Source organism: Thiomonas delicata, from assembly GCF_900088825.1.
In the GTDB taxonomy this organism is placed as follows: Bacteria; Pseudomonadota; Gammaproteobacteria; order Burkholderiales; family Burkholderiaceae_C; genus Thiomonas_A; species Thiomonas_A delicata.
In genome coordinates, this window is record NZ_LT592171.1 from 1,005,600 (window position 1) to 1,018,098 (window position 12,499).

The following is a 12,499-nucleotide window of genomic DNA, read 5'->3' on the forward strand; positions in this document are numbered from 1 at the left end:
TGTTCAGGCTGCGATCGGCAGGAGCAGCGTCGCGGCTTGCGCCGCCATGACGGCTTCTTCATCGGTGTCCATCGCGAGGATGGGCACGCGGCTGGCGCTCGAGGCGATGTCGAGGCGCCCGGCGGCGTTGGCCGCGGGGTCGAGCGCCAGGCCGAGCCAGGCCAGGCGCTCGACCACCGCGGCGCGGATGGCCGGCTGGTGGGTGCCGATCCCGCCCGTGAACACCAGCGCGTCGAGCCCGCCGATGGTGGCCGCGACCGCGCCGATCTGGCGCACGATGCTGGCGACGAACAGGTCGATGGCCTGGCGCGCGCGCGGGTCGGTGCTGGCGAGCAGTTCGCGCGTGTCGTGGCTGATCTCGGAAACTCCGAGCAGGCCGCTGCGCTTGTAGAGCATGTCGCCGACCTCGGCCGCGCTCAGACCGTCGCGCTGGAGCCATTGCAGCACGAGGCCGGGGTCGAGCGCGCCGCAGCGCGTGCCCATGACCAGTCCGTCCAGTGCGGTGAAGCCCATGGTGGTCGTCACGCTGCGCAGCTTGCGCAGGCCGCACAGGCTGGCGCCGCTGCCCAGGTGGGCAACCACGACGGGGCCGAGGGCGCGCTCGCCGAGCGCCGGGCGCAGACGCCGGCTGATGGCGTCGAAGGACAGGCCGTGGAAGCCGTAGCGCTGGTAGCCGCGTTCGTGCCAGGAGCGCGGAATGGCATAGCGCCGTTCGGTGTCGTCATGGTTGGCATGAAACGCGGTGTCGAAGCAGGCGACTTGCGCGGCCTCGGGCAGCGCGGCTTGCGCGGCCTGCACGCCCGCCAGGCCTGGTCCCTGGTGCAGCGGCGCGAGGCTGGTGAGCGCCTGCAGATCGGCGAACACGGCCGGTGAGATGCGCGTGGCCCGCGTGTAGTGCTGTCCGCCGTGCACGATGCGGTGCGCGACGACCCCGGGCCGCGGCGCACCGCATTCCCGGTCCAGCCAGCCGATCAGCCATGCGACCTCGGCGCCGATGTCGCCGCGCACCGCTTCCGGTTTCAGGGTCTGCCTGGCTTGGCCCGCGCGAACAGAGGTCAGCACCGGGGAGCCGCCGCCCGGCGCATCGATCTCGCCGCGCAGCATGGCGGCGGGTAGGCCCGAGGCATGCTGCGCGGCGTCGGCGTCGAAGAGCGCGAACTTGAGGCTCGACGAGCCCGCGTTGAGGCACAGGACGATGGCGCTCATCCCAGTTTCTTCCGATTCTGGTGACTCTCAAGAAAACGCCGGGCCGCTCCCAAGTTTTCTTGACCCCCATGGGGGGCGGGGCGGTGTGCCGCCCCTGGGGCACTCAGCAGCACGGCGAGCGCGCACGAGGCGATGCGCGCGTCCGGCAGATCGGCGCGGCTGGTCAGGACCACGGGCACGCGCGTGCCCAGCACGACACCGGCGACCTTCGCGTCGGCCAGGTATTCGAGCTGCTTGGCCAGCATGTTGCCGGATTCGAGATCGGGGGCGATGAGGATGTCCGCCAGCCCGGCCACCGGGGAGACGATGCCCTTGGTCTGCGCCGCGCGCAGCGACACGGCGTTGTCGAATGCCAGCGGTCCGTCCAGCAGGCCGCCGGTGATCTGGCCGCGATCCGCCATCTTGCACAGCGCGGCGGCGTCCAGCGTGGACGGGATCTTGGGGTTGACCGTTTCCACCGCGGAAAGGATCGCCACTTTCGGCTCGGCATTGCCCATTGCGTGCGCGAGGTCGATGGCGTTTTGCACGATGTCGCGCTTGGCCTCCAGGTCGGGCAGCACGTTCACCGCCGCGTCCGACAGCAACAGCAGGCGTTCGCGCCCGACGACGTCGATGACGAAGGCATGGCTGACGCGCCGCGCCGTGCGCAGCCCGGTTTGCGCGTCGACCACGGCGTGCATCAATTCATCCGTGTGCAGCGAGCCTTTCATCATCGCGCGGACCGTGCCTTCGCGCGCCATCGCCACGGCCTGCGCGGCGGCGGCGTGGCTGTGCTCGGTGGCCACGATCCGATAGGGCGACAGGTCGATGCGGGCCGCTTCGGCCGCGGCGCGGATCTTGTGCTCGGGGCCGACGAACACCGGCGTGATCAACCCGGCCTGCGCCGCCAGCACCGCGCCGCCCAGCGAGACCTCGTCCACCGCGTGGACCACCGCCGTCACCAGCGGGCCGTCGTCGAGCGCCGCGCGGGCCTGTTCGATCAGCGCGCGCAGCTTGGCGCCGGGGTCGCGCAACTCCACCGCAGGCAGCCTGGTGACGGGCCTGCGCACGGCGGCTTCGGGCACGCGCACCAGCCAGCGCCCCTCGGCGACGCGTTGTCCGCCCTGGTTGTGGATGTCCACGGCCAATTCGGCGTCATGCTGCTCGGCGCGCAGCGCAGCCACGCGCACGCAGGCGCTGACTTCGTCGCCGATCGACACGGGATGCAGGAAGCGCAGCGACTGATCGAGGTAGATCGTGCCCGGCCCCGGCAGGCGCGTGCCGACCACGGCGCCGACCAGCGCGGCCAGCCACATGCCGTTGGCCACCAGGCCGTGGAACAGGGCGTCGCGCGCGTAATCCTCGTCCGCCACGGCCGGGTTGAGATCCCCGGAGATGGCCGCGAAGGCCATCGCATCGTCGTGCGTGAAGCGGCGCTGCAGGCAGGCGCTCTGGCCGATCTTGAGTGCGCCGAAAGGGACGCTTTCGATGCTGGCCGGGGTGGGATCGTTCATCGCGGGTTGTGTGGATGGTGCGGACGGGTCCGGGCGTCAACGTTGCAGGACGTACTGCCCAGGCGCGTCGGCGATGGCCGGGTAGCCCTGTTGCGCGGCGCCCAGCGTCGGCGGCGTGGTCACCCCGCTGCCGTGCGCCACGAGCCAGGCATGCCAGCGCGGCCACCACGAACCCTGCTCAAGCTCGGCCCGGGCCAGCCACTGCTCGGGTGCCTGGAACGGGGCGTCGTGTGCGTGTCGGGCCCAACGGTATTGCCGGTGCGGATGGCCCGGTTCGCTGACGATGCCGGCGTTGTGGCCGCCGCTGGTGAGCACGAAGGTCACCTCGCTGTCGGCCAGGAGATGGATCTTGTACACCGAGCGCCAGGGGGCGACGTGGTCGTTTTCAGTGCCGACGACGAACCAGGGAAGGTTCACGTTCTCGACGGTCACGGCGTGGCCGTCGACTCTCCAGCGGCCTTCGGCCAGATCGTTGTTGAGGAACAGCTTGCGCAGATATTCGCTGTGCATGCGGTAGGGCATGCGCGTGGCGTCGGCATTCCAGGCCATGAGGTCGTTCAGCGGCCGGCGCTGGCCGAGGAGATAGTCGCGGGTGATGCGCGACCAGATCAGATCGTAGGAACGCAGCATCTGGAAGGCGCCCGCCATCTGCGTGGTATCCAGATAGCCTTGCGCCCACATCAGGTCCTCCAGGAAACTCACCTGGCTTTCGTCGATGAACAGGCTGAGCTCTCCGGGCTCGGTGAAGTCGGTCTGCGCCGCGAACAGCGAAACGGTGGCCAGAATGGGATCGCCGCGCGAGGCCAGGTGCGCCGCGGCGATCGCCAGCAGGGTGCCGCCCAGGCAGTAGCCCGCGGCATGCACCCTCCGATGGGGCGCGATGGCCCGCACCGCGTCGAGCGCGGCGAGCACGCCGAGCCTGAGGTAGTCGTCCATGCCCATGTCGCGGTCTTCCGTGCCCGGGTTTTTCCACGACAGTATGAACACGGTATGGCCCTGGTCGACCAGATACTTGACCAGGGAGTTGTGGGGCGACAGGTCCAGGATGTAGTACTTCATGATCCACGCCGGAACGATCAGCACGGGTTCGGCATGCACCTGGGCGGTGGTGGGGCTGTACTGGATCAGTTCGATCAGGCGGTTGCGCAGCACGACCTTGCCGGGCGTCACGGCCACGGTCTGCCCGGGCGTGAAAGCCTCGGTTCCGGCCGGCGGCTGGCCGGTCGCCGCGCGCTGCTGGTCCCCCATCCAGACCATGGCGCCTTGCACCAGATTCATGCCGCCGGTGGCCAGCGTCGCGTCGAGCACCTCCGGATTGGTGAGCGGCGAATTGCTGGGCGAGAACATGTCCAGCCACTGGCGCGCCGCGAACGACACCACCTGTTCGTGATGCCGCGACACGCCGCGCACTCCGGTGGTGGCTTCGCGCCACCAGTCTTCCTGCAGCAGGAATGCCTGTTGCAGGACATTGAAGGGGAAGCGTTGCCAGCCTGGGTCGGCGAAGCGCCTGTCGTTCGGCCTGGCCTCGATGCAACAGGGGTAGTCGGCCTGGCCGGGGCGGTGCGTCATCGCGTGCGCGAGGTAGCCGGCGTAGGCCGCCGCCGCCCGCATGCTGTGATTGAGAAGGTCCAGGCGCTTGCCGGGAGACGTCGCCAGATGGGCCCACCAGTCGGCCGCGGCCAAGCCCAGCGAGGTCGGCGACAGGCCGAGGGTGCGCCGCGCCTGCATGGCGTGGGCCGTGCGATCGAGCAACTCGGCGAGACCCGCGTCCGGGCGGGGCGGCGGCGTCAGGGTTGGCGTTGGCATGGCCTGCCGGTGGGCGGCGGGCGGCGGTGCGGCCTCGCCTGACGACACCACGGCAAGTTGCGCTGCCGCTGGACTGCGCTCGGTGCTGGTTTTCATTCCATTCTCCAGGAGCCAGGTCAATCTTGTAATGCTGCGGCGCCACAAACGGTTTGACGCATATCAAACGCGCCAGCGCACGCGATTCCCGCCGCGGGAATCGGGCGACGCATGAGCATTGCACAATAGCGTGTTATTGCGACACAACCAAGGATGGATTCATGCGAGTCACCGTCATCGGCGCCGGTTATGTGGGCCTGGTCACCGCGGCCTGCTTTGCCGAAGTGGGCAACACCGTCACCTGCGTCGAGCGCGACGCAGGGCGCCTGCAGGCGCTGGACAAGGCCCAGGTTCCCTTCTACGAGCCTGGGCTGAGCGATCTCGTCGCGCGCAACATCGAGGTCGGGCGCATGCATTTCGTGCCCAGCATCGCCCAGGGTTTGGGCACGGCCCAGGTGTGCTTCATCGCCGTCGGCACGCCGCCCCTGCCAAGCGGTCAGGCCGATATGAGCCAGGTACGCGGCGCGGCGGCCGAGATCGGCCAGCATGTCAGCGGCCCCCTCGTGGTGGTGCAGAAATCGACCGCGCCGGTGGGGACGGTGGAGATGGTGCAGGGCATCATCGACGCCGAGATGGCCAGGCGCGGCGTGCAGCATTGGGTCAGTGTGGTGAGCAATCCGGAATTCCTGAAGGAAGGCTCGGCCATCGAAGACTTCACCCGTGGCGACCGCATCGTGCTGGGCAGCAACGACGACAAAGCCATCGCCGTCATGCGCGAGTTGTACCGGCCGTTCAACCGCAACCACGAAAAAATCATGGTGATGAAACCGGCGAGTTCCGAGCTCACCAAGTACGCGGCCAACACCATGCTGGCCACGCGCATCTCCTTCATGAACGAACTCGCACGTCTGGCCGAAGCCGTGGGCGCCGACATCGAGCAGGTACGCCTGGGCATGGGCGAGGACCATCGCATCGGCAGCCACTTCCTCTATGCCGGCGCGGGTTATGGCGGTTCGTGCTTCCCGAAGGACGTCAAGGCGCTGGCTTTCATGGCGCGAGAAGCCGGCATGCATGCCGAGCTGGCCGAGGCGGTCGACGCCGTCAACCAGCGCCAGAAGCAGCGCCTGTTCGAGAAAATCGCCGCCCACTTCGCCGCCGGCGACCTCAAGGACCGCACCTTCGCGGTGTGGGGCCTGGCCTTCAAGCCGAACACCGACGACATGCGCGACGCGCCGAGCATCGATCTCATCGAAGCCTTGCTGGGCGCCGGCGCCCGCGTCCAGGCGTTCGATCCGGTGGCGATGGACTCCGCCCGCAAGCTGTGGGGCGAGCGCCCCGGCCTGACGCTGTGCAAGGATGCGGCATCGGCCTTGCAGGGCGCCGACGCCCTCGCCGTGGTGACCGAGTGGCACACCTTCCGTTCGCCCGACTTCGACCAGTTGGCAGCTCAACTCAAGGCCAAGGCGGTGTTCGACGGCCGCAACCTCTGGGATCCCCAGGCCGTGCGCTCGGCAGGCCTGGCGTATTACGGCATCGGCCGCGGCTGAGGCCGGGTTCAGCCTGGGTGCGGATACGTGCCGGGGCCGTGGGGGGCCGCCGCGAACGCGGGCAATCGTTCGGCTTGCGCGGAAAACGCGCGCAGCAGCGGATAGTTCGCGGCGTCGACGACATCGGGAATCGTCCTCTGCGTGAATTGCCACGCCACGGCGGCGCTCACCCCAGCCTGGTTGATGGCGTCGCCGCTGGCCGCGAGGGGGTGGCGGGAGCAAGCGGCCTCGAGCCCGTCGTAGGCCGCCAGGAGCTGGCTGGTCACGCGCTCGATCCAGGGCGCATGCTGTTTCTCGGCCGGGCGCAGGTTGCGCTCGTACACGATCTGCACGCTTTTCTCGCACGCCGCCAGAGCCAGGCCGATGATGCGCAGGGCCTGCTGGCGCTGTGGGATGGCGCCGGGCATCAGGGTCTTGCGCGGGCTGGCCAGGGCTTCGGCGTAGTCCAGGATCAGGGTCGAATCCATCAGCACCTCGCCGTCGTCGCAAATCAGGGTGGGCGCCTTGACGACCGGATTGATCCGGCGGAATTCATCAAAGGTGCGGAACACGGACAGCGACCGATGCGCGAACGGCAGGCCGAGCAACTGGAACGAAACCGCAACGCGGCGTACATAGGGCGAGTCGAGCATGCCGATGAGTTGCATGGGTCTTTCCTTGGGGCGCAGTGATTCGACGATCACGAAGCATTTCATCGTATCGCCCGGGGCGCAACCACAATCACGAGCCGTGCCGCCGACGGCTGCGGGTCAAGACGCGTAGAGCAGGACGGCGAAGAAATGGCAGACGGTGCCAGCCAGCACGAACAGATGCCAGATGAAGTGGCCGTAGCGGACCTTCTCGTCCAGCACGAAGAACACCACCCCCAGCGTGTAGGCCAGACCGCCCGCCAGCAGCAGGATCAGGCCGGCAACGGGCATGTGCATCCATAGCGGGCGAATCGCGATCAGCACGACCCAGCCCATCGCCAGGTAAAGCACGGTGGACAGGCGCGGGAACCGTGTCCCGCCCATCAGCTTGAAGATCAGCCCGGCCAGGGCGAGCGCCCAGACCAGGCCCAGCAGGGTCCAGCCCCAGCTGCCGCGTAGAACGCCCAGGGTGAACGGCGTGTAGGTTCCGGCGATAAACAGGTAGATGGCCACATGGTCGAAAACCTGCAGCATGTCCTTGACCCGCTTATGCGGCAGGGCGTGGTACAGCGTGGAGACCAGGTAGAGCAGGATGGCGCTGCCGCCGAAGATGGCTGCGCCCACGATGGCCGAAGCTCCGCCCGAGCGGGCCGATTCCACGATGAGGACAGGCAGCCCCGCGATGGCCAGCGCCAGACCCAGGCCATGGCTGATGCTGTTGGCGATTTCCTCGCCGAGGGTTTGTGGCCGCAAGGCCTCGGGCGTGTTCTGCCGGGCGTTCATGGGAACAATGGTAGGCCGCCACGCGCCATGACGCCGAAATCCGACTGGATTGGGGCACTTTGCCCGATCCGTGCCGGCGGCACGCGCCAGCGCGCATTCGATGCGCTTTACAGCACGTCCTGATGGATTTCGAGCTGAACGGTTTCCGAACTGACGAAGATCGGCTCGACCACTGCATTGGCGCCGCGCAAGCCCTGCAGGCGCAGGACATTGACGTCTCGCAAGACGGTTCCCCTCGTCAACAGGGTGAGGCCCGAGGTGTTGAGCAAGTCACGCGTGAGCCGCATGCCGGGAAGCAGTTGCCCGATGGTCCTAGAGACTTCCGTGGGCTCCTGGATTCCTGCGGCCGCGCGGGCCCGGGCTTCGATCATCTCCAGAAAATGATCGACCACCTTGGGGTCGAACTGGCCGCCGCGCTGCTTCATGAGGTGCGCCAGGACCTGTTCCTCTTCGAACCGCACAGGGGCGTCCTGGGGCTTGTTCATCATCTCGTCGTAGGTGTCGCAAACGGCCAGGATGCGGGCTCCGATCGGGATGTCGTCGTGGCGGAGATGGTTGGGAAAACCGGAGCCGTCCCAGCGCTCGTGATGCGCCATGATGGCGGGCGCCGCCTGCTTGTACCAGTGCACGGTCTTGAGCTGCGCCGAACCCATCTCGGGATGGAGCAGGATGAGGTTGCGCTCGGTCTCGGTCAGTTCGGCCCAGGGCGTGTAAAGCTTGTCCCGCGGCATGCCCAGCATGCCGATGTCGTGAAACAGTGCGGCGTGACGCAGGTTCTGGTGGGCGAGTTCGGGAACATGCAGGTGGGCGGCCAGATCGTCGACGAGCTTGCCCACCCGGCGGCCATGCCCGCCCAGATGGGGATTGAAAATGTCGACCATGCTGCACAGCAGGGTTTCGAGTTCGCCGCTGGCCTGCAGCAATTCCGCGCGCAAATCGGCGTTGCGATCGTTCAGCGCCTTGAGTTCCTGCGACAGGCGGTTGGCGACGCTCACGATGCCGCTGCCGGCGGAGCCAGTGACAGGAGGCCATCCGCTCATGGTCGTCGGTTTCCAAAGATTTCCATGCGAACTATTCTGACGGCATTTGGCCGGCTTGTCACCACCAGGGCGCCCGGGCCGATCGCGACGACGCCCGCATGCGCGTCGGGCCGGGTCCTGGTGCAAGCAGGCCCGAATCCGCGTGGACTTAATCCGCGTGGACTTCAAACCGCGGCGACTAGCGAGGAAACATGGCAGTTCGAGACATTCTGAAGATGGGCGATGCGCGTCTGCTGCGCATGGCCAAACCCGTATCCGCGTTCGACACCCCCGAACTCCATGCCCTGATCGCGGACTTGATGGACACCATGAAGGCCGCCGACGGCGCCGGGCTGGCGGCGCCGCAGATCGGCGTCGATCTGGCCGTGGTGATCTTCGGCTTCGCGCACAACGCGCGCTACCCCGACGCGCCCGAGGTGCCGTTCACGGTGTTGGTGAATCCGCAGATCGAGCCTCTGTCCTCCGCCATGGAGGAGGGCTGGGAGGGCTGCCTGTCGGTGCCCGGGCTGCGTGGCGTGGTGCCGCGTTTCGCGCATATCCGCTACCGGGGTTTCGACCCCTACGGCGCGCCGATCGACCGCAGCGTGAGCGGATTCCACGCCCGCGTCGTGCAGCACGAGTGCGACCACCTCATCGGCAAGCTCTACCCGATGCGCATGCGCGATTTCACCCGTTTCGGCTTTCTCGACGCCCTGGACGTGCCGAACCTGCCGCCGGACTGAGGCTGGCATGCGGCGGCAGGGGATTTTTTTCGCGGCCAAGGAATAAACCGCCGCGCCGGCCGTCCATGCAGGTGTTACCAACGCCACTTTGGAGTCATGCGATGAAGGTCCTGCAATCCCTGTCTGTTCCGCGCCTTGCCGTGTCCGTTCTGGCCTTGTCGGCTGGGTTGGCCTGGAGCACGGCGTATGCCGAAGCGCCAGCCGATGCGGCCAAGGCGCATATCGAGGCGGTCGCCGCCGGTCAGGTGGACGCCATCACCGCCGCTTACGGGGCCGATGCCGTGCTGGAGTGGGTGGGCGGCCCGCTGGACGGGCGCTACGCCACGATGGACGCCATCAAGGCCGCCTGGACCAAGTTCGCCAAGGCCAATGGGCCGCTGAAAGCCGACATCGAGCACATGCAGGAAGCCGCCAACCCGAAGGGGGCCACCGTCACCGCCGATGTGGTGTTCAAAGGCAAGAGCACGGTCCCCGTGCGCTACGTGCTGACCTATCGCGACGGCAAGCTGGTCGATGAAATCTGGCAGATCGACCCCAAGCTCGCGGCCAAGCCGGCCTCCTACTGACGGCACCGCACAAGCCCCTGGACCGCTCCGGAATGCGAGCCCACCCACGCCCCGGCCATGCTTGACCGCCATCTTCTGCTGACCGAGCAGATTCCGCATCTGCGGCGCTATGCGCGGGTCCTGCACGGCGGACGCATGGCCGATGCCGACGACCTGGTTCAGGACACCCTGGAACGCGCGTTCGGCAAATGGGGCCTGTGGCGCGGGGTCGGCAGCGTGCGGCCCTGGCTGTTTTCCATCATGCACAACCTTTTCGTCGATCAATGCGCGCTGCGCGGCGCACAGGCCACCGAGTCGCTGGACGACGTGCCGGAGCCCATCCTTCCTCCCAACCAGGAACTGCGGCTGGAGGCGCTGGAGATGCTCGGCGCGCTGCAGCGCCTGCCGGTGTCGCTGCGCGAAGTCCTGCTGCTGGTGAGCGTGGAAGGGCTGAGCTACGCCGACGCGGCCAAGGCCCTGGGCGTGCCCATCGGCACGGTGATGTCGCGCCTGTCGCGTGCCCGCACGCGGTTGCGTGAACTGACCTCCGGCGAGCCGGACGGACCACGCCAGTCCTTGCGCGTGATCGAGGGTCAAAGGAGCTTGCGATGAACCCGGCCCGCCCCGACCGCGACACCCTCATGGCCTATGTGGATGGCCAGCTTGCGCCGGCGCGCTGCGCCGAGGTCGAGCGCTGGGCTGCGCAGGATTCGGCGTTCGCCGCCGAAATCGTTGCCTTGCGGGCCCAGAACCAGGCCTTGCGCAATGCGCTCGATCCTTTGCTCGACGAGCCCGTTCCCGCGCGCCTGCTGTTGCAGCGGGAACGACCGGCGCGGTCCTGGGCGAGGGTGGCGTCCATGGCCTTGTGGCTGGGCGCCAGCGCGCTCGCGGGGAGCCTGGCCACGCGCGCCGTCATGCTCGGCCAGGAAAACGTCGTGGCGCAGGCCCAGGGCGAAGGCACGATGAACTTCGTGCGCCAGGCCGAACTGGCCTACGCGGTCTATACGCCCGATGTGCGCCGGCCCGTGGAGGTTCGCAACGGCGCCGACCTCACCACCTGGCTGTCGCGCCGACTGCAGCGCCCCATCGTCGCGCCCGACGCGCTGCCTGGCGGCCTGGTGCTCATGGGCGGGCGCCTGCTGCCGGGCATGCCGGGCAAGCCGGCGGCCCAGCTCATGTATCAGGACGCCCAGGGCCGGCGCATCACTGTGTTTCTGCGCGCCATGGCCAAGCCCACGGCGGAGACAGCGTTTCGCATCGTCGACAACCATGGCACCACCACCTTCTACTGGGTGGATCACAACTGGGGCTACGCCCTCACCGGCGAGCTTTCCCGCGCCCAGATGCTCGACGCCGCGCGCGCCCTCTACCTGCGCTATGCGCCGCACGCGACGCACGAACCGGCGGGCGTCGAGGCTCCGGCGGCGGCGAAGCGTCCCCTGTCCTGATAGGGGTCGCGCGCGGCGCAACCGTCCCGGAAGCCCCGATTTTTCTGGCGTGTTGACGCGTCTTTTTCCCACCCACTCACCGATCTCACCGACCATGCACAAGATCCAATCCATGCCTTCGCGCCCGGTTCCCTCCCGCCGCCTGGCCTTGCAGGCCGGCGTCGGCCTTGCGCTCGCAGGCTTCGTCCCCGCCGCGCTGGCGCAGACGCCGGCCGTGCTCAAGGTCTACGGTCCCGGCGGCCCCGCGCCGGCCATGAAGGAAGCCGCGGCCGCGTTCGAGAAGGCCACCGGGGTCAAGGTGGACGTCACGGCCGGCCCCACGCCCAAGTGGATCGACGCCGCCCGCGCCGATGCCGACCTCGTTTACTCCGGCTCCGAAACCATGATGAGCGACTTTGTCGCCGCGATGAACGGGCAGATCGACAGCGCCGACGTCATCCCCCTTTACCTGCGGCCGCTGTCCATCCTGGTGCGTCCGGGCAACCCGCGCCGTATCCGCGGCTTCAAGGATCTGCTCAAGCCCGGCGTGAAAGTGCTGGTGGTCAACGGCGCCGGGCAGAACGGCGTGTGGGAAGACGCCGCCGGCCGCCTGGGCGACATCCGTACCGTGCGCGCATTGCGCAGGAACATCGTCGCCTACCCCGGCAACAGCGCACTGGCCCGCCAGCAGTGGATCGATCAGCCCGACATCGACGCCTGGCTGATCTGGAACATCTGGCAGGTTTCCAACCCGACGCTCGCGGAGCAGGTGGCGGTGGAGGCACCCTACCGCATCTACCGCGACACCGGCATTGCCCCCACCACGCGCGGCAAGCAGCTACCCGCGGCGCGGCAGTTCATCGACTTTCTGCAGGGCAAGCAGGGCGCGGCCATCTTCAAGCGCTGGGGCTGGATGACGTAGGGCTTCTGAGCGCCCCCAGGGCCGGGCTGCGTCCAGCCCGCTCCCCGTGGGGGTCAACGAAACTTGGGGCGGCCCGGCGTTTCCTTGAGAGCCAAGGTCGTTCCATCCGACGGCTGGGCATTCTTGGCATTGGTGCCTGGTTGCTGCCGGCCGTGGCGCGCATCGATTTCATCATGCGCGTGCGCTGAACTGACGCGTACGCGCGTCGTGACCGACAGTTCCCTGCCATGAACCCGCATTCTTGCGCCAAGCTTAAGGCCCAGCACTTTATTCGCGGGTGTTGATCTCATCCACGTAGACCTGCCAGCCTTGCGCCCGGCAGGTGGGTTCCCGCAAGCCTGTG

At 68.0% G+C, this 12,499-nt stretch carries 12 protein-coding genes; 6 read left to right on the top strand and 6 right to left on the bottom strand.

Annotated features, from left to right (window positions below; genetic code table 11):
- Nucleotides 1-3: 3 nt before the first annotated feature.
- The 3 genes from THIARS_RS14270 to THIARS_RS14280 are packed head-to-tail and all read right to left on the bottom strand — an operon-like array spanning nt 4 to nt 4,601.
- Complete coding sequence (locus tag THIARS_RS14270; RefSeq protein WP_094161470.1) at nt 4-1,206, bottom strand: acetate/propionate family kinase; 1,203 nt, start codon at nt 1,204-1,206, stop codon at nt 4-6.
- Entirely contained in the window at nt 1,203-2,699 is a 1,497-nt protein-coding gene (locus tag THIARS_RS14275; RefSeq protein WP_094161471.1) for a bifunctional enoyl-CoA hydratase/phosphate acetyltransferase, read from the bottom strand. Before THIARS_RS14275 ends, THIARS_RS14270 begins: the two co-directional genes overlap by 4 nt.
- Nucleotides 2,700-2,735: 36 nt before the next feature.
- Complete coding sequence (locus tag THIARS_RS14280; protein ID WP_425444250.1) at nt 2,736-4,601, bottom strand: PHA/PHB synthase family protein; 1,866 nt, start codon at nt 4,599-4,601, stop codon at nt 2,736-2,738.
- 161 nt (nt 4,602-4,762) lie between these two features.
- Between THIARS_RS14280 and THIARS_RS14285 the strand changes: the two genes are divergently transcribed.
- On the top strand, nt 4,763-6,088 hold the full coding sequence (locus tag THIARS_RS14285) for a UDP-glucose dehydrogenase family protein (RefSeq protein WP_094161472.1): 1,326 nt from the start codon (nt 4,763-4,765) through the stop codon (nt 6,086-6,088).
- An 8-nt stretch (nt 6,089-6,096) separates the two neighbouring features.
- On the opposite strand, the gene THIARS_RS14290 is transcribed toward THIARS_RS14285, so the two are convergent.
- The 3 genes from THIARS_RS14290 to THIARS_RS14300 form a co-directional block, all read right to left on the bottom strand.
- On the bottom strand, nt 6,097-6,735 hold the full coding sequence (locus THIARS_RS14290; RefSeq protein ID WP_094162152.1) for a glutathione S-transferase: 639 nt from the start codon (nt 6,733-6,735) through the stop codon (nt 6,097-6,099).
- 102 nt (nt 6,736-6,837) lie between these two features.
- On the bottom strand, nt 6,838-7,500 hold the full coding sequence (gene trhA / locus THIARS_RS14295) for a PAQR family membrane homeostasis protein TrhA (protein WP_094161473.1): 663 nt from the start codon (nt 7,498-7,500) through the stop codon (nt 6,838-6,840).
- Between the two features lie 107 nt (nt 7,501-7,607).
- Nucleotides 7,608-8,540, bottom strand: a complete 933-nt coding sequence (locus THIARS_RS14300) for an HD-GYP domain-containing protein (RefSeq protein WP_094161474.1) — start codon at nt 8,538-8,540, stop codon at nt 7,608-7,610.
- A 191-nt stretch (nt 8,541-8,731) separates the two neighbouring features.
- Between THIARS_RS14300 and def the strand changes: the two genes are divergently transcribed.
- From def to THIARS_RS14325, 5 genes are all read left to right on the top strand, one after another.
- The gene (def, locus tag THIARS_RS14305; RefSeq protein ID WP_094161475.1) at nt 8,732-9,262 is read left to right on the top strand and encodes a peptide deformylase; all 531 of its coding nucleotides are present in this window, start codon (nt 8,732-8,734) and stop codon (nt 9,260-9,262) included.
- A gap of 101 nt (nt 9,263-9,363) precedes the next feature.
- Nucleotides 9,364-9,828, top strand: a complete 465-nt coding sequence (locus tag THIARS_RS14310) for a nuclear transport factor 2 family protein (RefSeq protein WP_186436689.1) — start codon at nt 9,364-9,366, stop codon at nt 9,826-9,828.
- A gap of 57 nt (nt 9,829-9,885) precedes the next feature.
- On the top strand, nt 9,886-10,419 hold the full coding sequence (locus THIARS_RS14315; protein ID WP_094161476.1) for a sigma-70 family RNA polymerase sigma factor: 534 nt from the start codon (nt 9,886-9,888) through the stop codon (nt 10,417-10,419).
- A complete protein-coding gene (locus tag THIARS_RS14320) occupies nt 10,416-11,255 on the top strand; it encodes an anti-sigma factor family protein (RefSeq protein ID WP_245845930.1) in 840 nt (279 codons plus the stop codon). The genes THIARS_RS14315 and THIARS_RS14320 overlap by 4 nt, the downstream gene beginning before the upstream one ends.
- Nucleotides 11,256-11,367: 112 nt before the next feature.
- On the top strand, nt 11,368-12,156 hold the full coding sequence (locus tag THIARS_RS14325) for an extracellular solute-binding protein (protein ID WP_094162154.1): 789 nt from the start codon (nt 11,368-11,370) through the stop codon (nt 12,154-12,156).
- Nucleotides 12,157-12,499: the final 343 nt, after the last annotated feature.